The 19,027-nt window shown below is 65.5% G+C and carries 27 protein-coding genes and 1 other RNA gene; 13 read left to right on the forward strand and 15 right to left on the reverse strand.

What is annotated here, in order from left to right; genetic code table 11:
• Window positions 1–64: 64 nt before the first annotated feature.
• Complete coding sequence (locus ACMGDH_RS09795; protein ID WP_436827757.1) at window positions 65–643, reverse strand: DUF924 family protein; 579 nt, start codon at window positions 641–643, stop codon at window positions 65–67.
• Here ACMGDH_RS09795 and mtaB point away from each other — a divergent pair.
• From mtaB to ispZ, 3 genes are all read left to right on the forward strand, one after another.
• Window positions 643–1,974: a tRNA (N(6)-L-threonylcarbamoyladenosine(37)-C(2))-methylthiotransferase MtaB gene (gene mtaB / locus ACMGDH_RS09800; RefSeq protein ID WP_436827758.1), complete on the forward strand. Its 1,332-nt coding sequence runs from the start codon at window positions 643–645 to the stop codon at window positions 1,972–1,974. The genes ACMGDH_RS09795 and mtaB overlap by 1 nt on opposite strands.
• A complete protein-coding gene (gene ftsY, locus ACMGDH_RS09805; RefSeq protein WP_436827759.1) occupies window positions 1,971–2,918 on the forward strand; it encodes a signal recognition particle-docking protein FtsY in 948 nt (315 codons plus the stop codon). The genes mtaB and ftsY overlap by 4 nt, the downstream gene beginning before the upstream one ends.
• Window positions 2,919–3,002: 84 nt before the next feature.
• Window positions 3,003–3,626: a septation protein IspZ gene (gene ispZ / locus ACMGDH_RS09810; RefSeq protein ID WP_436827760.1), complete on the forward strand. Its 624-nt coding sequence runs from the start codon at window positions 3,003–3,005 to the stop codon at window positions 3,624–3,626.
• Between the two features lie 10 nt (window positions 3,627–3,636).
• Here ispZ and ACMGDH_RS09815 read toward each other — a convergent pair whose 3' ends face one another.
• The 3 genes from ACMGDH_RS09815 to pspF all read right to left on the reverse strand — a co-directional run bounded on the left by ACMGDH_RS09815 (window position 3,637) and on the right by pspF (window position 5,965).
• A complete protein-coding gene (locus ACMGDH_RS09815) occupies window positions 3,637–4,089 on the reverse strand; it encodes an anthrone oxygenase family protein (protein WP_436827761.1) in 453 nt (150 codons plus the stop codon).
• 122 nt (window positions 4,090–4,211) lie between these two features.
• Window positions 4,212–4,832, reverse strand: coding sequence for a superoxide dismutase (locus ACMGDH_RS09820; protein WP_436827762.1), 621 nt, complete (start codon window positions 4,830–4,832; stop codon window positions 4,212–4,214).
• Between the two features lie 107 nt (window positions 4,833–4,939).
• The gene (gene pspF / locus ACMGDH_RS09825) at window positions 4,940–5,965 is read right to left on the reverse strand and encodes a phage shock protein operon transcriptional activator (RefSeq protein ID WP_436827763.1); all 1,026 of its coding nucleotides are present in this window, start codon (window positions 5,963–5,965) and stop codon (window positions 4,940–4,942) included.
• A gap of 406 nt (window positions 5,966–6,371) precedes the next feature.
• Here pspF and pspA point away from each other — a divergent pair, with 406 nt between their 5' ends.
• From pspA to ACMGDH_RS09875, 10 genes are all read left to right on the forward strand, one after another.
• Window positions 6,372–7,040 (forward strand): phage shock protein PspA, encoded by a 669-nt coding sequence (gene pspA / locus ACMGDH_RS09830; protein WP_436827764.1) that lies wholly within the window; start codon window positions 6,372–6,374, stop codon window positions 7,038–7,040.
• Between the two features lie 4 nt (window positions 7,041–7,044).
• Window positions 7,045–7,317: an envelope stress response membrane protein PspB gene (pspB, locus tag ACMGDH_RS09835; RefSeq protein WP_436827765.1), complete on the forward strand. Its 273-nt coding sequence runs from the start codon at window positions 7,045–7,047 to the stop codon at window positions 7,315–7,317.
• Window position 7,318: 1 nt separating this feature from the next.
• Entirely contained in the window at window positions 7,319–7,693 is a 375-nt protein-coding gene (gene pspC / locus ACMGDH_RS09840; protein WP_436827766.1) for an envelope stress response membrane protein PspC, read from the forward strand.
• 30 nt (window positions 7,694–7,723) lie between these two features.
• Window positions 7,724–8,014, forward strand: coding sequence for a hypothetical protein (locus tag ACMGDH_RS09845; protein ID WP_436827767.1), 291 nt, complete (start codon window positions 7,724–7,726; stop codon window positions 8,012–8,014).
• Window positions 8,015–8,064: 50 nt separating this feature from the next.
• On the forward strand, window positions 8,065–8,358 hold the full coding sequence (locus ACMGDH_RS09850) for a hypothetical protein (protein ID WP_436828234.1): 294 nt from the start codon (window positions 8,065–8,067) through the stop codon (window positions 8,356–8,358).
• Between the two features lie 10 nt (window positions 8,359–8,368).
• Window positions 8,369–8,641, forward strand: a complete 273-nt coding sequence (locus ACMGDH_RS09855; RefSeq protein ID WP_436827768.1) for a hypothetical protein — start codon at window positions 8,369–8,371, stop codon at window positions 8,639–8,641.
• 191 nt (window positions 8,642–8,832) lie between these two features.
• On the forward strand, window positions 8,833–9,099 hold the full coding sequence (locus tag ACMGDH_RS09860) for a hypothetical protein (RefSeq protein WP_436827769.1): 267 nt from the start codon (window positions 8,833–8,835) through the stop codon (window positions 9,097–9,099).
• 83 nt (window positions 9,100–9,182) lie between these two features.
• Window positions 9,183–9,377, forward strand: coding sequence for a hypothetical protein (locus ACMGDH_RS09865; RefSeq protein ID WP_436828235.1), 195 nt, complete (start codon window positions 9,183–9,185; stop codon window positions 9,375–9,377).
• A 70-nt stretch (window positions 9,378–9,447) separates the two neighbouring features.
• Window positions 9,448–9,852: a SufE family protein gene (locus ACMGDH_RS09870; RefSeq protein ID WP_436827770.1), complete on the forward strand. Its 405-nt coding sequence runs from the start codon at window positions 9,448–9,450 to the stop codon at window positions 9,850–9,852.
• 237 nt (window positions 9,853–10,089) lie between these two features.
• A complete protein-coding gene (locus ACMGDH_RS09875) occupies window positions 10,090–10,377 on the forward strand; it encodes a SecDF P1 head subdomain-containing protein (RefSeq protein ID WP_436827771.1) in 288 nt (95 codons plus the stop codon).
• Between the two features lie 231 nt (window positions 10,378–10,608).
• On the opposite strand, the gene ACMGDH_RS09880 is transcribed toward ACMGDH_RS09875, so the two are convergent.
• From ACMGDH_RS09880 to ACMGDH_RS09930, 11 genes are all read right to left on the reverse strand, one after another.
• Window positions 10,609–11,208, reverse strand: coding sequence for a hypothetical protein (locus tag ACMGDH_RS09880; protein ID WP_436827772.1), 600 nt, complete (start codon window positions 11,206–11,208; stop codon window positions 10,609–10,611).
• 122 nt (window positions 11,209–11,330) lie between these two features.
• Window positions 11,331–11,648, reverse strand: a complete 318-nt coding sequence (locus ACMGDH_RS09885) for a hypothetical protein (RefSeq protein WP_436828236.1) — start codon at window positions 11,646–11,648, stop codon at window positions 11,331–11,333.
• Entirely contained in the window at window positions 11,645–12,181 is a 537-nt protein-coding gene (locus ACMGDH_RS09890; RefSeq protein WP_436827773.1) for a J domain-containing protein, read from the reverse strand. Before ACMGDH_RS09890 ends, ACMGDH_RS09885 begins: the two co-directional genes overlap by 4 nt.
• Before the next feature lie 51 nt (window positions 12,182–12,232).
• An RNA gene (gene rnpB, locus ACMGDH_RS09895) (RNase P RNA component class A) lies at window positions 12,233–12,602 on the reverse strand.
• A 38-nt stretch (window positions 12,603–12,640) separates the two neighbouring features.
• On the reverse strand, window positions 12,641–12,955 hold the full coding sequence (locus ACMGDH_RS09900; protein ID WP_436827774.1) for a hypothetical protein: 315 nt from the start codon (window positions 12,953–12,955) through the stop codon (window positions 12,641–12,643).
• Window positions 12,956–13,052: 97 nt separating this feature from the next.
• A complete protein-coding gene (locus tag ACMGDH_RS09905; RefSeq protein ID WP_436827775.1) occupies window positions 13,053–13,754 on the reverse strand; it encodes an N-acetylmuramoyl-L-alanine amidase in 702 nt (233 codons plus the stop codon).
• A 45-nt stretch (window positions 13,755–13,799) separates the two neighbouring features.
• Window positions 13,800–14,654 (reverse strand): CheR family methyltransferase, encoded by an 855-nt coding sequence (locus tag ACMGDH_RS09910; RefSeq protein ID WP_436827776.1) that lies wholly within the window; start codon window positions 14,652–14,654, stop codon window positions 13,800–13,802.
• The gene (locus tag ACMGDH_RS09915) at window positions 14,651–15,733 is read right to left on the reverse strand and encodes a chemotaxis protein CheB (RefSeq protein ID WP_436827777.1); all 1,083 of its coding nucleotides are present in this window, start codon (window positions 15,731–15,733) and stop codon (window positions 14,651–14,653) included. The genes ACMGDH_RS09910 and ACMGDH_RS09915 overlap by 4 nt, the downstream gene beginning before the upstream one ends.
• A gap of 10 nt (window positions 15,734–15,743) precedes the next feature.
• A complete protein-coding gene (locus tag ACMGDH_RS09920) occupies window positions 15,744–16,109 on the reverse strand; it encodes a response regulator (RefSeq protein WP_436827778.1) in 366 nt (121 codons plus the stop codon).
• 67 nt (window positions 16,110–16,176) lie between these two features.
• On the reverse strand, window positions 16,177–16,614 hold the full coding sequence (locus ACMGDH_RS09925) for a chemotaxis protein CheW (protein WP_436827779.1): 438 nt from the start codon (window positions 16,612–16,614) through the stop codon (window positions 16,177–16,179).
• Window positions 16,614–18,947 carry a chemotaxis protein CheA gene (locus ACMGDH_RS09930; RefSeq protein ID WP_436827780.1) on the reverse strand — a complete coding sequence of 778 codons (2,334 nt, stop codon included), beginning with the start codon at window positions 18,945–18,947 and terminating at the stop codon, window positions 16,614–16,616. Before ACMGDH_RS09930 ends, ACMGDH_RS09925 begins: the two co-directional genes overlap by 1 nt.
• Between the last annotated feature and the right edge of the window lie 80 nt (window positions 18,948–19,027).

A 19,027-nucleotide genomic window follows, 5' to 3' on the forward strand; every position in this document is an offset into this window, starting at 1 on the left:
GGAAGCTTCTACCACATGGATCGACAAGAAGAGATCGAAATCGGGGGAAGCGCTGCCGCCGCGCTCACCAGCCCACGCCGGGCTGGCTGAGATAGACGCGCTCTTCCGATGTCGACTCGCGTCCAAGCGCAGCGTTGCGCGTCGGGAAGCGTCCGAAGCGGGCGATCACTTCGGCATGCTCGCGCGCGTAATCGAGCCCCTGCTCGAGCCCCGGCTGGTCGAAGCATTTGAGGCAGAGCGTCTGCAGCTCCGGGTCTTCGGCGTGCATCAGCGGCATATATAGGAACTGGCGCTGCTGGACGGTGAGCCGCTCGTCCCAGCCGCGATCGATCGCGAGGCAGGTGAGCTCCTGTGCCAATGCGTCGGCGGCGAATGCCGTGCCCTCGCCGCGATGGATGTTGCGCGAGAACTGGTCGAGCGCGATGATCGCGGCGAGCAGCGTCTCGGGATCGTCGCGCCAGCCCTCCGCCTGGCTCGCCAGCAGCTCGGCCGGCAGGGTCTCGAAGCGCTCGCGGATTGCCGCATCGACGGATTCCGAATGCGCGAACCATTGCTCGGGCATCAGTCCTTCGAACCAGAAGCCGAGGACTTCCTGTGCCTTCGCGTGGACTTCCGCCGCCGTCGACCCTAGATCGCCCGCCAATGGCTCTCTCCTCGCCTCATGTCATCAACCTCGGCTGCCGGCTCAACCTGGCCGAGGGGGAAACGATCCGCACCTTGCTGGCGGATCGAGACACGATCGTGGTGAACAGTTGTGCAGTAACCAACGAGGCCGTCAAGCAGACGCGCCAGGCGATCCGCCGTGCCCGGCGCGAACGTCCGGACGCCGAGCTGGTCGTCACCGGTTGCGCGGCGCAGATCGACCCCGCCGCGTTCGCCGCCATGCCGGAGGTCGACCGAGTGATCGGCAATGCCGAGAAGCTCAGAGCGGAAGCTTGGGAAGCTTACGCTCCACCCGTCCTCGTCCAGGATATCATGGCTGTGCGCGAGACCGCGCCGCACCTCGCCGCAAGCTTTTCGACACATGCCCGAGCCTTCGTGGAGGTGCAGAACGGCTGCGACCACCGCTGCACCTTCTGCGCGATCCCCTTCGGCCGCGGCAACAGCCGCTCGGTGCCTGCAGGCGCCGTGGTGGACCGCGTGGCGCAGCTGGTGGACGCGGGTCATGCCGAGGTGGTGCTGACCGGTGTGGACCTCACCAGCTACGGTCCCGACCTGCCGGGAGCACCGACGCTCGGCCAGCTCGTCGAACGCATTCTGCGGCATGTATCCGGCCTGCGGCGGCTGCGGCTGTCCTCGCTCGACGGTATCGAAGTGGACGACCGGCTGTTCGCGCTGCTCACCCAGGAGCCGCGCGTGATGCCGCACGTCCATCTCTCCTTCCAGGCGGGCGACGACATGGTGCTCAAGCGGATGAAGCGCCGCCACAGCCGCGCGCAATCGCTGGCGCTGGTCGAGCGGCTGAAGGCTGCGCGGCCCGGGATCGCAATCGGAGCGGACCTGATCGCGGGCTTTCCCACCGAGACCGAGGCGATGTTCGCCAACACGCTGGCGCTGATCGACGATTGCGACATCGTCCATGCGCACATCTTTCCCTACAGCCCACGCGCCGGTACGCCCGCCGCGCGGATGCCGCAGACAGAGCCCGAGGTCGTGAAGGCGCGGGCCACTCGGCTGCGCACGGCGGCGGAGAGGCGGCGCACGGAATGGCTGCAGAGCCTCGTCGGCAGCACGCAGCAAGTGCTGGTAGAGCGTCCCGGCGACCGCGGCCATGCGCCGAACTTCGCGGAAGTGCGGTTCGCTCCTCCCCCTCCGCCGTGCGCCCTGAGCTTGTCGAAGGGCGGTTTTTCCTCTTTGGACGCCGGAGAGCGTGACAATGCCCCTTCGACAAGCGCAGGGCCAAGGGTTGGAGACGTTGTGAAGGTCAGGATCGACAAGGTGCAGGACGGCAAGCTGATCGGAACCACGGCATGAGCACCAATCCCTCCTGGCACGAACGACTGCTCGGCGGCTTCCGCAAGACCTCGGACCGGCTACTCGGCAACCTTGCCGGCCTTTCCGCGGCGCGGCTCGATGACGCGACGCTCGACGAGATCGAGGAAGCGCTGATCGCCTCCGACCTGGGCCCGGAAACCGCGGCGCGCGTGCGTGCCCGGCTCGCCGAGGGTCAATATGAGCGCAACATGGAGGAGCTGGGCATCCGGCTCGTCGTGGCGGAGGAGATCGAGAAGGTGCTGGCGAAGGTCGCCAAGCCGCTCGAGATTGAGGCCTTCCCGCGCCCGCAGGTGATCCTCGTCATCGGCGTCAACGGATCGGGAAAGACGACGACGATCGCCAAGCTCGCCAACCGCCTGCTCGAGCAGGATTATGGCGTGATGCTCGCTGCGGGCGACACCTTTCGCGCGGCCGCGATCGGTCAGCTCAGGACCTGGGCGGAGCGGATCGGCGTGCCGATCGTCACGGGCCCGGAGGGCGGCGACGCTGCGGGCATCGTGTTCGAAGCGGTCAAGCAGGCGACCGACAAGGGTATCGACGTGCTGATCGTCGACACTGCCGGGCGGCTCCAGAACAAGCGCGAGCTGATGGACGAGCTCGCCAAGATCCGGCGTGTGCTCGGCCGGATCAACCCGGCGGCGCCGCACGATGTGGTGCTCGTGCTCGACGCGACCACCGGCCAGAACGCGCTTAACCAGATCGAAGTCTTCAAGGAAGTCGCGGGCGTAACCGGGCTGGTGATGACTAAGCTCGACGGCACCGCGCGCGGGGGCGTGCTGGTCGCGGCTGCCGAGAAATACGGCCTGCCGATCCACGCAATCGGCGTGGGCGAGAAGGTAGACGATCTCAGGCCCTTCGATGCACATGAGGTTGCGCGTATTATTGCCGGGGTTGCGGAACTCACCTCTCCCCGTTCGGCCTGAGCTTGTCGAAGGCCGTTTTGTCACTTTATCCCTCGCGAGAAGAAGGACTGCCCTTCGACGAGCTCAGGGCGAACGGAATTTGAAATGAGTCAACCAGCCTCGCGCACTCCCCTCTCCCCCGGCATGCGGATGCTGATCGATTTCGGTCCGCTGGCCGTGTTCTTCGCGGTCAACAGCTTCGCGCCGGGGATCCAGATCCAGCGAGTCATCACCGCGACCGCGGCATTCATGGTTGCGATGGTCGTGGCGATGCTGCTCTCGTGGTGGAAGGCGAAGCATATCTCGCCGATGCTCTGGATCACGGCCGCGCTGGTCCTGCCTTTCGGTGCGCTGACGATCTATTTCCACGACCAGACCTTCATCCAGGTCAAGCCGACGATCGTCTATACGATGTTCGCGGTGATCCTCGGCTATGGGTTGATCGCGGGCAAGCCGCTCCTCCAGATGCTGCTCGAACAGGCGTACCCGGGGCTTTCGGCCCGGGGCTGGCGGCTGCTGACAATCAACTGGGCCGGGTTCTTCGTGGCGATGGCGGTGCTTAACGAAGCGATGCGTCAGGTGCTCGACTGGGACGCCTGGGTGACGTTCAAGACCTGGGCTGTGATCCCGCTGACGCTCGTCTTCGCGATGCTGAACATTCCCATGCTGCTCAAGCACGGCCTCCAGCTCGACAAGCCCGAGGATACGCCGCTCCCGCCCGAGGGCTGAGGGCACTCGATCAGAAGCCCGGGCCCATCAGCGCATATCCGAGCAGGAGCGCCGAAAGTAGGCAGGCTGCGGTACGTACATGGTTCCACGGCTGCCAGCGCCGGTAAAAGTCGGGCCAGTCGATCGTCGAGGCCATGAGCGCGTTGTTGAGCGGAACGTTGCCGAGCATCGTCACGCCGACGCAGCCGAATGCATAGACCGCCGCGCCGAGCTGGAGCGGCCAGGATGCCTGGCCGCCGACCGTCGCGAGCACCGCCAGCACGGCGGCCGCCACGGCAGTGCCGAAGAGCGGAATCATGAACCAGGGCGTGAAGACCGTGACGTTGATCGAGCGCATGGTGTCGGCGGCGGCCACGGCTCCCTGACGGTCGAGCCCCTGCATCACGAAAGTGGAAAAGGCGAAGAAGACACCGCCGCAAAGCGCCGCGCAGACGCAGATGATCAGGATGGAAAGATCGATCATCGCATGGCTCCCAAAGGAGCGTTCATCATCCCGCTTTGCGCGAGCGAAGGCAATCATCGGCAGAAGACAGAATAAAGGGCGCCGGACATGCATCCGGCGCCCTCCCCAAGCTTGATCGATGCTCAGCCCTGATCGGCGCGGCTGGTGCCGGCTCCGTCCAGATTCTGCGCTACGAATTCCCAGTTGATCAGATTGTTGAGCACGGTGTCGACGAACACCGGGCGGGCGTTGCGATAGTCGATGTAATAGGCGTGCTCCCACACGTCGATCGTGAGCAGCGGTGTCATGCCGTGCGCCACCGGCGAGTCGCCGTCGTGGAGCGAAGTGACTCCGAGCTTGCCGTTGTTGAGCACCAGCCAGCCCCAGCCGCTGGCGAAGTGACCCACCGACTCGGCCTTGAGCTTCTCGACCAGCGCCTCGTGGCTGCCGAAACCTTCGTTGATGAGGTCGGCGAGCTTGCCGGTCGGCGCCTGCTTCTCGGGGCTCAGGCACTGCCAGAAGAAGCTGTGGTTCCACACCTGCGAGCTGTTGTTGAACAGCCCCTTGTTGCCGCTCTCCTTGGCATATTTGATCACGTCGGAGAGCTTGGCACCCGAAAGGTCCGGCAGGTCGGCAACCAGCTTGTTGGTGTTGTCGACATACGCCTTGTGGTGCTTGCCGTGGTGGAATTCGAGCGTCTCGGCCGACATGTGCGGCGCGAGGGCGTCCTGGGCGTAGGGAAGTGCGGGAAGTTCGAAGGCCATGTCTTCCTCCTCTTTAGGGGTGTTTCGCTCCGCCCGCCTAACGCATGGAGGGGGCCGGCGCCGCAACAATTTTTATTGGGTCGTGATCGAGCGAAACGATCGAGCGGTCAGCCGCCGGCGCCGAGCAGCTCGTGGCGCTTCAACGCGTGGCGAAGCTGGTCGTAGGTGAGCCCCAGCGCCTCTGCGGTCGAGCGCTGGTTGAAGCGATGCTCCGCTAGCGCCCGCGTGAGGAGCTGGCGCTCGAACGCGGAGACGCGCGACTTGAAGTCTCCCCCGCTTTCGAATGCAGGTGAAGGTGCGGACGGTTGCTCCGCCGCTGCTGGCTCGGTGTCCCTCGCGGCGCTCGGCATCGGTCGCGGACGATAGGGCGAGTTGAACGGATCAATCTCGATATAGTCGATCGGCCCCGCCTGCTCCCAGCGATAGACTGCGCGCTCCACGACGTTGCGCAACTCGCGGACATTGCCCGGCCAATCGTAGTTGTTGAGCGTGTCCAGCGCGTTGGGACCCCAGCCCGGCCAGTCGGCCAGACCGATCTCGGAAGCCATGCGGCGCCCGAAGAATTCGGCGAGCACTTCGATGTCGCTGCGCCGCGCGCGGAGCGGCGGGAGCGTGACGACCTCGAACGAGAGCCGGTCAAGCAGGTCGGCGCGGAAGGTTCCCTTCTCCACGCGATCGGGCAGGTGCTCGTTGGTCGCTGCGACGATGCGCACATCGACCTGGAGCGGGCGCGACGAGCCGATCCGCGTCACCTCGCCATATTCCACCGCGCGCAGCAGCCGGTCCTGCGCGGCCATCGAAAGCGTGCCGAGCTCGTCGAGGAACAGCGTGCCGCCGTGCGCTTCCTCGAAGCGTCCCGGGCGCACCTTGGTCGCGCCGGTGAACGCCCCCGCCTCATGGCCGAACAGCTCGGCTTCGATCAGCGTCTCGGGAAGCGCGGCGCAGTTCATGATCACCAGCGGCTGGTCCCAGCGCGGGCTCAGGCGGTGGAGGCGTTCGGCGACCAGCTCCTTGCCGGTGCCGCGCTCGCCGATCACCAGCACCGGCCGGTCGAGTGCCGCCGCGCGACTAGCGCGTTCGAGCGCATCGAGAAAGGCGCCCGACTGGCCGATGACTTGGGTTGCGCGCTCCATGCCGAATGCTTGGCGTATTTTCCCAACTCTTGGCAAGACACCAAAAGCATCTCAACCGCTTTTCTGCGTAAAAATCGGCAGAAATCAGTCGTTTTTCCGATTTGGCACGCATCCTGCTGAGACATGGGCAAGCCCGGCAGCCGGGCAGGACGCAACACCAAGGTTCAGGGAAACGGAACAATGACCATGAATTTTCGCAACGCCTTTATCTCCGGCGCTTTCGCCCTCCTCGCCACCGCGACGCTCATGGCGTCGACCGCCGCCATCCTGGCCGGCGCGGCCGGAGCGACGATCGCCTGAGACCACGAAGTCTCCCCGCTCGCCGTTCCCCGGTGAGCGGAAACCCGCCGGGAGGGTTCGCCCCCTAGCTCCCTCCCGGCGGATCCCAATACGAAGGAGTGTTAGAATGGGTATCTTCTCTCGGACTCGCGACATCATCGCCGCCAACGTCACCGATTTGCTCGACAAGGCCGAAGACCCGGCCAAGATGATCCGCATGATCATCCTCGAGATGGAGGAGACGCTGGTGGAGGTCCGGGCTTCGGCCGCGCGCACCATCGCCGACCAGAAGGAAATGCGCCGCCACATCGCCAAGCTCGAGAAGCTCCAGGAGAGCTGGATCGAGAAGGCGGAGCTGGCGCTCTCCAAGGGCCGCGAGGACCTCGCCAAGGCCGCGCTGGTCGAGAAGCAGAAAGCTTCGGACATGTGCGAGCAGCTGACGCAGGAGATCGCCGTGCTCGACGAGACGCTCAAGGCGTCCGAAGAGGACATCAACAAGCTCCAGAACAAGCTGCGCGAGGCGCGCACCCGCCAGAACTCGATCGTCGCCCGGCTGGAAAGCGCGAACAATCGCGTTCGGCTCCGCGAGATGACCAACGGCGGCAAGATGCAGGACGCCTTCTCGCGCTTCGACATCCTCGAACGCCGCGTCGATCTGGCCGAGGGCCGCGCCGACGCAGCGGGTCTGGGCGGCGAGCCCAGGACGCTGGAGGAAGAGATCGCCGAGCTGCGCTCGTCCGAGAAGGTCGACGCGGAGCTGGAAGCGCTCAAGGCGCGCCTGAGCAAGGGAGCCTGATCCGATGGAGGAAGTATTCCTTCCGATCGTCATCGTCGGGATCCTGTTCGTGGGACTTCCCTGGGTGATCATGCACTACATCACCCGGTGGAAGACCGCGGCCACGATCACCGGCGAGGACGAGAAGCTCCTAGACGAGCTCTACTATACCGCCCGGCAGCTCGAGGAGCGCCTGGTCACCGTCGAGCGGATCATCGCCGCCGACAACCCCGATTTCCGCCCGGTCTCGGCGCAGCGCCAGGAACCGAGCCCCTACGATCTCTCCAGGAGGAACTGAGATGTCCGGCCGTACCAAATTCTACCTCAACAAGCAGGACGGCAAGGTCCTCGGGGTTTGCTCCGGTCTGGCCGATTACACCGGCATCGAAGCGATCTGGTTGCGGGTGGGCATGGTTTTCCTTGCTTTCGCGACCAGCGGAACCTCGGTCTTCATCTACTTCCTGATCGCCTGGCTCGCGCCCAACAAGCCGGCCGGCCTCTATCAGGGACCCGAGGAGGAGAAGTTCTGGCAAGGCGTGCGCTCGAACCCGAGCCGCTCGACCGCCGAGGTTCGTTCGAAGTTCCGCGACATCGATCGCCGGCTCGCCGACATCGAGATGTTCTACACGAGCCGCAACACGCGCCTCGCCGACGAAATCGACAGCCTGCGCTGAACCCAGCGTAGGGAAGAGGGAGCAAAAACAATGAACTGGGGTGGACCTGGCTTCGTCCTCGCGATCATCGCGATCTCGACCGCCGGCTGGCTCATCAGCACCTGGATCCGCGCGAAGCACGGATATCCGGTGGAGAACGAGTGGTCCGGCACGGCCAACAAGAGAGACGCGAGCGTCGAACGCAAGATCGAGCTCCTCTCTTCGGAGAACGAGCGGCTGACCGGCCAGATCTCACGCCTCGAGGAGCGGATCGCAGTGCTCGAACGGATCGCCACCGATCCCGCCGAGCGCACCGCCCGCGAAATCGACAGACTGCGCTGAGCCACTCAGGAAGGGGAAGCAAGATGGAATTCGTACAAGTGATCAACAACATGGCCCCGCTGGTCGTCACGATCGTAGTGATCGGCACCGTGGGCTGGATGTTCACCACCTGGCTCAGGGTCAAGAACGGCTATCCGCTCGAGGGCGGCTGGGGCCAGGCGGTCTACCCGATCAACAACGACGAGGCGATGGAGCGCATCAAGCTCCTGAGCCAGGAGAATGCCCAGCTCCGCGCCGAGATGGGCGCGGTCAAGGATCGGCTCGCCAACGTCGAGCGGATCGTGACCGACAGCGCCGTCTCGCTCGACCGTGAGATCGAGCAGCTCCGCGGCAAGAGCAACTGAGGAGGTAGCGATGAGCGGACCGTTCGTACTCGCTTTCTTCGGAATCGTGGTGGGCCTGCCCGTGATCCTGGGCATCGGCGCCGACATGTTCCGCCGCTGGCTAAAGCACAAGGAAGCCATGGCTAAGGCGCTGACCGCTGAGACTGCCGAGAAGGCCGCACAATATGCGGCGCAGACTGAGCGTCTGGAACAACGGGTCCGAGTGCTCGAAAGGATCGTCACCGACCGCGGCGTCGATGTCGCGGATGAAATCGAAAAGCTGCGCGACGCGCCGCTCAACTAAACCCGCTGCGCAAGGCGCAGCTACGACTGAGGACCGCTGAAATGATGATTGTAGTATTCGCAGTGCTGACGGCACTGTGCGGGGCAGCTATTGCCCTCGCCGAAGCCCGGGACCGCCCAGTTCGCCGCGCGGAAAAGCTAGCCCGGCAGCAGGAACTCGGCGCCTGAGGCGCCACCAAGGGGAGTAAAGGGATGAACTCGCTCGAAATGGTTGTCGCGATCGTTGCCATCGTGATGATCGCCAGCGTCCTCAAGGCGCGCTACGGCATCCACAAGGACAAGGACGCCAACACCGTCCACCGCGGCGATGCCGCTGCAACCGCCGAGAACGCCCGGCTTCGCGACGAGCTGCGCGCGCTCAAGGAGCGGGTCCAGGTCCTCGAGCGAGTCATCACCGACAGCAACGCCAGCAGCGCCCAGCTCGAACGCGAGATCGAAGCGCTGCGGGACAGGAAATAACGTCTGACCACGGGAGGCATGACGTGACCATCGATCCCAACCTCTATATCACGCTTTCGGTCTCTGGCCTTGCCGGGCTGGCGATGGTGACCACCGCGGGTCTCTCCGGATGGCGCGGCTGGCTGGAGCTGAAGCGGCAGGAACTCGATCGCCGCAGCGGCGCCGAAGGCACTACGGAAAGCGCTCCGCCGCCCTCCGCCGCCTCGCGCATCGAGATCGCGGATCTCAAGGAACGCATCCGCAAGCTCGAAGCGATCGCCGCCGGAGTGGACCTGTAAGCCAACCCCTCGCTGCCGGCAGGCGTGCGAGGCAGTTGGAAAGTGGCCGAAGCGCGCTATAGCGCCGCCCATGACCAGCCTCGCCGACCTGCAGGAGGAATATGAGTTCCTCGACGCCGACGACCGCTACCGCCTGCTGATCGATCTCGGCCGCGGGCTGGAGCCGATGCCGGAAGCCCTCAAGACCGACGCCACTCTGGTCCGCGGCTGCTCGGCATCGGTATGGGTCTATCCCACCCGCACCGAAAGCGGGACGCTCCACTTCCTGGCCGATTCCAACGCCGCGATCACCAAGGGCATCATCGCGCTCGTGCTGCTGACGGTGCAGGATCGCACGCCGGCCGAGATCCTGCCCACCGACATCGAAGCCGCGCTCGCCCCCTTCGACCTGCGCAACCAGCTCAGCTCGAACCGTACGCAGGGCATCCCCAACATGATCGCGCTGATCCGCGAAACCGCGCAGCGCTACGCCTAGCCGGGGCTGCGGAGCCTCGGAACAAGTTCCACCAAATTGGACTATTTCCGCCGCTATCGATCTTGCCCGCGCGATGACCCGGCTTAGCATCCACACGCCAGTCGCGAGGACGCCATGCTGAGTCTGCTATTTTTCTCGCTTGTCGCGTCCCAACAGGGGTGCAGTCTGCCAGACTATAACGAGCAGCGTTATGAGCGACCACTCCAAGCGTCGGGTGAAGGCCTCTGGATTGACGGAGTGAGATTCGAAAACGCCGACCTCATCTCGATAGAGCCGGTTCTGGACGAGCTTCTGCGCGAGCAATGGGCACTCCGAAGCCGCTTCACCCGGACCGGCGACAAGAAATTTCGCAGCGCGCAACGATGTGGCGTGGGCAGGTTCATGGAAGTGAGCTTTGATCGCAAGGTCATCGCGCGCCCAACCCTCTACGAACCGCTCACCGGAGGCGTCATGTACCTCATGGCTGGCCGGAACACACAGAGAGAGGCCGAAGCGTTCGCGTCGCGAATTCGCAGCGCCCGTTAGACCAAATCTACTGAAAATCCCAGCTCGGTTGCCACCGAATCCAGATCCGCCCTCTATCCAGATCCGCCCTTCCCGGCACGATGAGCCACTCGCGGCTTTGCGCACCATTAATGATAGTAAACCGTTCACTTCTTGTCCGGCCCCTCGTCTCCCGATGGGCCCGGAACAAGTCCGGAGTGACGGGTAAGTAGGGACCGATCCGACGCGCTTTAACCTGAATGTCGATACGCCCTAGCCGTGGCTGATCAGCGCATAGGGTATGGTGGTCTTGTCCCACCGGTCGCCATAGAAGCGCTTCGCCTGATCGACTGCCGAGGTGATGAAGCTGGTCCACTGTGTCGGATGGATCGTCTGGCAACCGAGGCTCGATGTCGTCCGCCAGCCGCCATTGTGGATGTTGATCCCGAAAAGGCCGGTATCCGGATAATCCTCCGCCACCGAGCTGCCGTCGCGCGTTACTGTCACGGGTCCCGCACGCTGGCAGAGCGCCAGATACTTGCCCTTGTGCCGATCGAAGCGATGCACCCGCCAAAGTCCCGGGTTCAGCGATGCCATGCCCTTGGCCGCGCCGGTGCCCCTGCCTCCACGCCGTGTCGAAGGATCAGTATTGCCGTTGTAGCTGCCGAAAAAGGCCTCGGAGACGAGGAAGATCGCGTCGTCGTAGATCCCGCGGTCGTTCAGCCCCGCCGCGCCCATCGTATCGCGATAATAGCCGCGAACCCCGGCGACAAAGACCTTATCCCTGCTCGGGTCCAGTCCGAGCGGAGACACTTTGGCGACCAGTTCGCCATAGCTCATCCGGGGCTTGGTCGCCGGTACGAAATCTACCATGCCTACCTCCCATCGATGCAAATTGTCATAGTCGCCCAAGCGAAAATTAAAGCTCTCGCTCGATCACCTATTAATAACCAACTTCGTTCGAATAGGATAATGCAAAAAATAAGACTGAAAGATCAGTCTTTAATTTCTCTGTCTTCAGAAGAAAAGAGCTTCTTAGCAACTAGATCGACATCGGTGCGCTCGGGAATGAGCAGCCACTCTCGCGAAGCCGCGCCGTTCACAACCGTCACCGCACCACGCGGACACACCCCGAGGCACTTGACTTCGACGATCCCCGCCGCGCCCTTGCGCCCCTTCTTGAGCCCGAGCTGCTTGCGGAGCGCCTTGGCGAGCGGAGTCTTGCCTTTGGGCCCGAAGCCGCCGCCCAGCTTCTTCGAACATTTCGCGCAGACCAGGATCGTGTCGGACCAGTTCGATCGAACTGTCTTCAATCGGGCTTCCACGTCCGCCGTTCTTCCGCCGCCTTGAGCACGTCATAGGCGGCCTGAATCGCCTGAAAGCGCTTCGCCGCTTCGGGATCATTGGGTTTGACGTCGGGATGGCTGGCCTTGGCGAGCCGGCGCCAGGCGAGGCGCACCGTCTCGAAATCGGCATCGGACTCGAGATCGAGCACTTCGAGCGCGCGCATCTCGTCACGCGAGCGGCTGCCGTCGCCGGGCCCCGCCCAGCCATAGTGCGATGCCTCCGCAAAGCCGTTCGCCTCGCGGCGCTCCTGCGCCTCGCGCGCGGCGGCTTCCTCGGCGTTCAGCCCCTCGAAATAGTTCCAGTTGCGATTGTATTCGGCGGCGTGCGCCTCGCAAAAATACCAGCGTTCGGGGCTGTTGGGCGATTTGGGCGCGGGGCGGTCGCCGGGCTCCTCACAGCCGTGCCGATCGCACAGCCGCACCTTCACTGCCTCGCGCTCGGCGCCATAGCTGCGCCAGCGCGGGAAGCCCCAGTCGGTCGATCGGGTCTGACGTGCCATAGATGCTCGCAGATAAGGAGGCGGGCGCGATTACGCCAGCCGGATCAAAAATATGCCAGAGGGTCTGTAAGCCGGGTTCTGTCCTCGCCTTTCGGCGATGTGCGACCATTCCTCTAGGCGGTGGATCGCTCCGCCGCTCAAGCAACCAACCCGGACGACGGGCCGGAACGAGGCCCATGTGCCGTCCCTATTCGGTCTTGCTCCCGGTGGGGTTTACCATGCCGCTTCCGTTGCCGGTCGCGCGGTGCGCTCTTGCCGCACCCTTTCACCCTTGCCGGCCCCGAAGGGCTTAGGCGGTCTGCTCTCTGTGGCACTTTCCCTGGGGTCGCCCCCGCCGGGCGTTACCCGGCACCGTTGTTCCGTGGAGCCCGGACTTTCCTCGGTGGCGCCGAAGCACCAACGCGGCCGCCCGACCCTCTGGCCGTGCCGATGTAGAGCAGCAAACGCTGAGAGCAAGGGCTATTCGGCTTCCTCGGCCTCATCCGGCTCGGCAGCTTCGCGCACCGCAGTGCCCCAGGCCTGGACCTCGACGAGCACCTGCGGCGTCAGCCCGGCGGCGAGCATCGTGCGGCGATAGTCGGATCCGACCCGCACCACGCCGTCAGCACCCGTAACCCGCGCCGTGCGATGAAGCGCGGCAGTGGCCTCCGCCACATTGGGTGCGTTGACCGAGGCGACTTGGTTGCCCGCTTCGTCGAGCCGCGCATGGCCCGCCAGGTGCACGCGCATCGTGCCGAGCTCGACCATGGATTGCCGGATACCGTTGCTGGACATGCATTTCCTCCGGTCCGGGACGGTAGCGCGCGGATGCTGACCGGATGTCACCAGCATTGCTGAACGCGGCGCACACCTTCTTTCCCGTGCAGCCGCGTCAATCCTCGCCCTGGGGCTTGGGCAGCAGCAGCGCGAGGAGCAAGCAGCGGCATTCCATGTCGATCTCGCCGTCGACGAGCTCGGGGCGAAACCGCCGCTGGAACGCCGTGACCGCGGCTCGCCGATCGCTCACGTCATAGCCGAAGCGCTCGAGGGCGAGCATGAAGCCGGCGTCCGGCCAGCCCGGATCGACAAGGTTCCTCGTCGGCCGCGGCAGCGCGAGCCGCAGCCGCGCGAGGGCATGCCAGTCGAACAGCTCACCCGGGTCCTGCTTGCGCGCGGGTGCCACGTCCGAATGGCCCACGACGTTGCCACGCGTGATGCCGTGGCGCTCCTTGATCTCCGCCACGAGCGGGATCAGCGAGCTCATCTGGGCAGCGGGGAACGGCCGATAGCCGAATTCATGCCCCGGATTGACGATCTCGATCCCGATAGAGGCCGAATTGACGTCGGTGACCCCGCGCCAATGTGAGCGGCCTGCGTGCCAGGCACGCTTGTCCTCGTCGACCATCCGCAGGATCGCGCCGTCCTCATCGACCAGGTAGTGCGCCGATACCTTCGCCTCGGGATCGCGGAGCCGGTCGATCGCCGCCTGGGCAGTCTCCATACCCGTGTAGTGAAGCACGATCATCGAGACCGGCAGCGCGCGCGCGTCGAAATTGGGCGAAGGCGCGTCGATCATGGGCAGGGCACTCGGCATCGCGGCGACCCTATGAAGGCCCGCTGCCCGCGGCAAGCGCGCGGTTCAGCGTAGTGCAGCGCGCCGCGGCGGGGCCTTGGGATCGACCGCCCGATAAAAGCCGCGCAGCCGATCGCACGGCACGAAATCTTCGGTCAGGCCAATCACGGTCTCGCCCGCACCCAGCACCAGCACGCCGCCGGGGCGGATCGCCGCGGCCAGCGTCTCGAACACCTGCCGCCGCAGCTGCAGCGAGAAATAGAGCAGCACGTTGCGGCACAGGATGATGTCGAACTTGCCCGGCGGCGGCGCGTCGCCGGTCAGGTTGTGCTGGCGGAACTGGACGCGGCGGACGAGCTCGGGCTTGGCGACCCAGTCGCCTCCCGCGGCGTCGAACCACAGCATCATCCGGCGCACGGGCAGCCCGCGCTGGATCTCGAACTGCGAATAGCGCCCGGCACGCGCACGAGTGAGCGCCGCGGGCGAGACGTCGCTGGCCAGGATTTCAGGCAGGGCGTTCTTCTCGGCGAAGAGCATCGCGAGCGAGAGCGGCTCCTGTCCGGTCGAGCATCCCGCGGACCATATCCGCAGCTTGCGCTCAGGATGGGCGGCCTGCATCTCCAGCGCGGCATCGGCGATGGTATCGAGCACTGCCGCGTCGCGGAAGAAGCTCGTCTCCTGATTGAGTAGCGCGTCCACCACTTGATCCGCCAGCTCCCCTGTTCGTGCGGCGATAAGTTGGCCCACCAACGCATCGAGCGTGGCGAGGCCGCGCGCCCGCATCAACGGCTTGACCGCCGTCTCGATGCGCCAGGCGCGGTTTGCCGCAATCTGTTGACCGGTGCGCTGTTCAAGCAGCGCAGCGATCATGTTCATCGCACCCGAATTGCCGCCCGGGCTCGACGTATCGAGAAGGGTCATGCGTCCCTCCGCCGGCGGGCGATCAGCCGGCCGATCTCGTCTGGCGGCAGCACTGCGCTGGCATGGCCGGCGTTCGCCACCGATCCCGGCATTCCCCACACTACCGACGAATCGCGATCCTGCACGAAGATGCGCGCGCCTGCGTCCGCCAGGCGGCTCGCCCCTTCGGTTCCGTCGCGCCCCATCCCGCTCAGCACCACGCCGAGCGCGCGGCTGCCGAACACTTCGGCCACCGATTCGAACATCGGATCGACCGAAGGCACGCAGCCGCTGGTGCACTTCTCGTGCGTCAGCCGAATCCCCACACCTTCGGCCGTCCGCATCACCCGGATATGCGCGTCGCCGGGCGCGACGATGATCCGCCCCGGCTGAATCCGCATCCGATCGCTGGCCACCGCGCAAGGGCGCGATCCCAGAACCGCGAGCTGCGCCGCGAAATAGGGCATGAAGGCAGGCGGCAGATGCTGCGTCACAAGAACGGGCACTGTGAAGCTCGCTGGGATCGCGCGCAGCAGCTGGCTCAGCGCATGGATGCCGCCGGTCGAGGCACCGATCGCGACTATTTCGAAGTCGCCGGGTGCCGCGACAGTGCCGAGACTCGTCGACAGCCCGGGATGCGGCACAGGTTCGGCCGGCGGCTCGACCAATCGCGAGAGCCGGTCCTCCAGCACTTCGGCGAAGCGGCCGCCGAACGCGCCGATGCCGGGCTTCACGAGCGTATCCGCCGCGCCCAGGGCAAGTGCCTGCACCGTCACCGCCGCACCTTCATCCGCCGCCGAGGAGACGACGAGCACCTTGGCCCCGCCACCCGCCGCAAGCACATCCGGAAGGCCCGTGAGGCCATCGATCCCCGGCATGTCGATATCGAGCAGCACCACATCGACCCGGTGCGTCTGCAGATATTCGAGTGCAGTGCGCACATCGGGCAGTGCGGCCGCCACGCGGAAGCGGCGCGTCCCCTCCACCATCCGCCCGAGCACCGATCGCGCGACGATCGAATCGTCGACGATCAGCACCTGCGCGGGTGCGGGCGGCACCTTGCCCGTCCCCGGGTCCTTCAGGGCTGCGGTGCGCACCATCGCGAGAGGCTCAGGCGACTCCGACGATCTGCAGCTTGCTTTCCAGCGTCTCGCGATCGAAGGGCTTCATCACATATTCGTCCGCGCCCGCCTCGATCGCTGCGCGGATATAGGCGGTGCCATTCTCGGTGGTGCAGAACACCACCTTCGGCTTCTGCGGCAGGTCCGACTCGTGAAGCGCGCGCAGGAAATCCATCCCGCTCATCACCGGCATGTTCCAGTCGAGCAGGATCACGTCCGGCGGAGTCGCCAGGCACGAATCAAGCGCCTCGCGCCCGTCGCCCGCTTCGCGGACTTCGAAGTCGAGCGTCTCTAGAATGTGCCTGGCGACCTTGCGGATCACCTTGGAGTCGTCGACGACGAGACAAGTCTTCATTTTTTGCGTTCCCCGATTGCCAGCGGCCTGGTCGGATCATCCTGCACGCAAAGACGTAAGCTTCGCGTTAATTGGCAGCGGCTTGCGTCAGCGACGCGGTGGGCACGAGCGATGCCAGGTCGATCGCGAGGATCGGCTCCCCGTCGCGCTCGACGATCCCGCGGCCGGCATTCTCCCACACCGAATCGAGCGAAACACCCGCCGCCATGGGCAGCAGCTCGAACGGCGCCACATCGTCGAGCGTGTCGACGAGCATTGCATAATGATGGCCGTCCACCAGCGTGATCACCGCCCGCTTCGCCTGCGCGGCCGCTTCCATGCCGAGCGCCGCCTGCGTGTCGACCACGGTAACCACCCGGCTGCGAAGCGCTGCCAGCCCGCGAACATGCGCACAGGCGCGCGGCACGGCGGTCACCTCGCCGATATCGACCACCGATTCGACCTGCTCGGAATCGATCGCGACGGCACGCCCCGCCACCTGCGCGATCAGATAAAGATGCGACATCAGCGGCCTCCCCGACCCAACACCCGGGCCTCCAGTGCAGAGAGCAGCCCCACACGATCGTAGCGATAGACGCTGTCGTCCCCTTCCCCATTCGCAGCGCGGCGCCGGCGGAGCCGCACCACGGGCGCCCTCTCGCTGAGCTCGGCCGGAGTCTCTTCGGCCGAGAGGACCACCGCAGGCGTCTCCCCGGGCGCGAGCTGCGCGACCACGCGATAGCCCGCCGATTCGAGCAACGGCCGGACGAACGATGCCATCCACCCGTCCTGGCTGTCCGCCACCAGGCAGACAGGCGCATCGGCGCCTTCCTCTTCCTCGCGGTCGACATGCTCGTCGAACACCCAGAAAACGTCGATCAGTTCGATCTGCTCGCCGTCGACCAGCGCTACGCCCGCCACCGGCCCCGGATCGCGGGCGGAAACGACTTCTTCGGGCAGCAGGATGATGTCGAGCGCTTCGTCGATCGCGTAGCTGACCTCGGTCGCACCGTCCTTGAGCCGCAGCACATTGAGCCGCTCACGCGCGCCGATGTCGCCCTGCGCCGCAAGCGGCAGGATCCGCCCGTCGATCGTGACGCGGAACCGGCCACCGGCGAAATGCACCGCCTTGGCACCGACCTGCTCGACACGGTCGACCGCCACCAGCGGCACCGCGCGCCGCTTGCCGTCGAGATCGCGGAACAGCAGCGCCGGCGTGCCGGTCTCTTCCTGCTGGGACTCCTGCTCGTCGAAGCCCTGGTTCGCGTCGCGATTGAAGTCGAGCCCGGCGACGCTCGCCATGCCCGCGCAATCGAGCAGCAGCATCGGCAACCCGCTGTCCGGCAGCGTCTGGCCGGCGTAGAGACCCGTAGACATCACCGCGGGGGATGCCGGCTTGATCACCAGTTCCTCGTTATCGAGCACGGAATCCACCGCCAGCGCATAGCTGCCGCCGCTCACGCTCACGATCGCAAGCATCTGTCCGCCATCGCCCCCGCCGCGTCGGAGACCCAGCAGATCCGCGAGGTCGATCACGGGCATGCGCCGCTCGCGCACCGTGGCAATCCGGGTTGCGCCCAGCGTGTCGATGCGGATGGCATCGCTGCGATCGGTGACGATCTCCTCGATCGCCTGGCGCGGAATGGCGAAGCGCTGGCTGCCGCCCACGCCGACGACGATCGCCGAGATGATCGAAAGCGTGAGCGGAACGTGGATCGCGATCCGCAGCCCCTTGCCCGGCGTGCTGTCGAGCTCGACGCGACCGCCGATCTGCTCGATCGAGGCGCGGACCACGTCCATTCCCACGCCACGCCCTGAGACTTCGCTGACTTCGTCCTTGCTCGAAAGCCCTGGCTGGAAAATGAGGTCGAGCTTGCCCCGTTCGGAAAGCGCGTTGAGCTCGCGCTCCGAGCGCCCGCTCACCGCAGCAAACTTCCGGATCAGCTTGGCGGTGTCGATGCCACGGCCGTCGTCGGCGATCTCGATGATGATCTGGTTGCCCGATTGGCGCGCTGAGACGCTGAGCCGCCCCGCCTCGCGCTTGCCGGCCGCACGGCGCTCGACTGCGGATTCGATACCATGGTCGATCGCATTTCGCACGATGTGCACCAGCGGATCGCGCATCGTTTCGATCATCTCGCGATCGAGCTCGACGTCGGCGCCCTCGACGTGGAGCTGCACCGTCTTGCCGAGCCCGGCCGCCGTATCGCGCACCATCCGCGGAAGTGCAGAGAAAAGCGCATCGATCTTCTGCATCCGCGTGCGGGTGACCGTATCGCGCATCTCGCTCACGGTGAGCGACAGACGCTCGAGCGCGGCTTCGATCGCCGGATCGATGTCGCCGTTGCGCAGCCGGCGCGCGAGCTCGTTGCGGGCGAGCACCATGTCCGACATTCCGGACATCATCCGATCGAGCAGGTCGACGTTCAGGCGGACGCTGCGCGCGGCGGTGCGCTGGATTCCGGCCGCTCCGCCCTGGACGATCTCCTCCGCCCCTTCTTCGAGTGCGGCGATCAGCAGCTCGTCGCCACTGTCGTCGAGGCTGGTGCCCGCATCGATCGCCTCCACCAGCTCGCCGATCCGATCGACGACCGCGAGCACGGCGTTTACCAGAGAGCGATCGGGCTCGCGCTCACCGCCGCGGACCTGCGCAAGCACATCCTCGGCGGCGTGGCTCAACCGGCCCAGGCGCGGCAGATCGAGGAAGCCACAGCTTCCCTTCACCGTATGCACGAAGCGGAAAATGGCATCGAGCCGCGCCCGATCCGCGGGTTCGGCTTCCCAGGCGACGATCTCGCCCGAAAGCGCCTCGAGCGTCTCGCGCGTCTCGGCGATGAATTCCTGAATCAGGTCGTCCATGGGGCCCCGGTGCGAATTTGCGCCGGCACCATGCACGCACGAGGGTTAAGAGGGCGTTTAGCCCGGCCTTGCCAAACCCG

Origin of the sequence: Sphingomonas radicis (genome assembly GCF_051400635.1) — a bacterium.
Lineage (GTDB): Bacteria > Pseudomonadota > Alphaproteobacteria > Sphingomonadales > Sphingomonadaceae > Sphingomonas.

What these genes read in the sequence shown, in the direction of transcription:
- ACMGDH_RS09900 (WP_436827774.1), bottom strand. Translation starts at nt 12,955, where the DNA reads ATGTCCAGCAACGGTATCCGGCAATCCATGGTCGAGCTCGGCACGATG.
- ACMGDH_RS09920 (WP_436827778.1), bottom strand. Translation starts at nt 16,109, where the DNA reads ATGAAGACTTGTCTCGTCGTCGACGACTCCAAGGTGATCCGCAAGGTC.
- ACMGDH_RS09845 (WP_436827767.1), top strand. Translation starts at nt 7,724, where the DNA reads ATGAACTGGGGTGGACCTGGCTTCGTCCTCGCGATCATCGCGATCTCG.
- ACMGDH_RS09815 (WP_436827761.1), bottom strand. Translation starts at nt 4,089, where the DNA reads ATGATCGATCTTTCCATCCTGATCATCTGCGTCTGCGCGGCGCTTTGC.
- pspF (WP_436827763.1), bottom strand. Translation starts at nt 5,965, where the DNA reads ATGGAGCGCGCAACCCAAGTCATCGGCCAGTCGGGCGCCTTTCTCGAT.
- ACMGDH_RS09910 (WP_436827776.1), bottom strand. Translation starts at nt 14,654, where the DNA reads ATGACCCTTCTCGATACGTCGAGCCCGGGCGGCAATTCGGGTGCGATG.
- mtaB (WP_436827758.1), top strand. Translation starts at nt 643, where the DNA reads ATGGCTCTCTCCTCGCCTCATGTCATCAACCTCGGCTGCCGGCTCAAC.
- pspB (WP_436827765.1), top strand. Translation starts at nt 7,045, where the DNA reads ATGGAGGAAGTATTCCTTCCGATCGTCATCGTCGGGATCCTGTTCGTG.
- ACMGDH_RS09905 (WP_436827775.1), bottom strand. Translation starts at nt 13,754, where the DNA reads ATGCCGAGTGCCCTGCCCATGATCGACGCGCCTTCGCCCAATTTCGAC.
- ACMGDH_RS09865 (WP_436828235.1), top strand. Translation starts at nt 9,183, where the DNA reads ATGGTGACCACCGCGGGTCTCTCCGGATGGCGCGGCTGGCTGGAGCTG.
- ACMGDH_RS09925 (WP_436827779.1), bottom strand. Translation starts at nt 16,614, where the DNA reads ATGTCGCATCTTTATCTGATCGCGCAGGTGGCGGGGCGTGCCGTCGCG.
- ACMGDH_RS09860 (WP_436827769.1), top strand. Translation starts at nt 8,833, where the DNA reads ATGAACTCGCTCGAAATGGTTGTCGCGATCGTTGCCATCGTGATGATC.
- ACMGDH_RS09870 (WP_436827770.1), top strand. Translation starts at nt 9,448, where the DNA reads ATGACCAGCCTCGCCGACCTGCAGGAGGAATATGAGTTCCTCGACGCC.
- ACMGDH_RS09890 (WP_436827773.1), bottom strand. Translation starts at nt 12,181, where the DNA reads ATGGCACGTCAGACCCGATCGACCGACTGGGGCTTCCCGCGCTGGCGC.
- ispZ (WP_436827760.1), top strand. Translation starts at nt 3,003, where the DNA reads ATGAGTCAACCAGCCTCGCGCACTCCCCTCTCCCCCGGCATGCGGATG.
- ACMGDH_RS09820 (WP_436827762.1), bottom strand. Translation starts at nt 4,832, where the DNA reads ATGGCCTTCGAACTTCCCGCACTTCCCTACGCCCAGGACGCCCTCGCG.
- ftsY (WP_436827759.1), top strand. Translation starts at nt 1,971, where the DNA reads ATGAGCACCAATCCCTCCTGGCACGAACGACTGCTCGGCGGCTTCCGC.
- ACMGDH_RS09850 (WP_436828234.1), top strand. Translation starts at nt 8,065, where the DNA reads ATGGCCCCGCTGGTCGTCACGATCGTAGTGATCGGCACCGTGGGCTGG.
- ACMGDH_RS09930 (WP_436827780.1), bottom strand. Translation starts at nt 18,947, where the DNA reads ATGGACGACCTGATTCAGGAATTCATCGCCGAGACGCGCGAGACGCTC.
- pspC (WP_436827766.1), top strand. Translation starts at nt 7,319, where the DNA reads ATGTCCGGCCGTACCAAATTCTACCTCAACAAGCAGGACGGCAAGGTC.
- ACMGDH_RS09880 (WP_436827772.1), bottom strand. Translation starts at nt 11,208, where the DNA reads ATGGTAGATTTCGTACCGGCGACCAAGCCCCGGATGAGCTATGGCGAA.
- ACMGDH_RS09855 (WP_436827768.1), top strand. Translation starts at nt 8,369, where the DNA reads ATGAGCGGACCGTTCGTACTCGCTTTCTTCGGAATCGTGGTGGGCCTG.
- pspA (WP_436827764.1), top strand. Translation starts at nt 6,372, where the DNA reads ATGGGTATCTTCTCTCGGACTCGCGACATCATCGCCGCCAACGTCACC.
- ACMGDH_RS09915 (WP_436827777.1), bottom strand. Translation starts at nt 15,733, where the DNA reads ATGGTGCGCACCGCAGCCCTGAAGGACCCGGGGACGGGCAAGGTGCCG.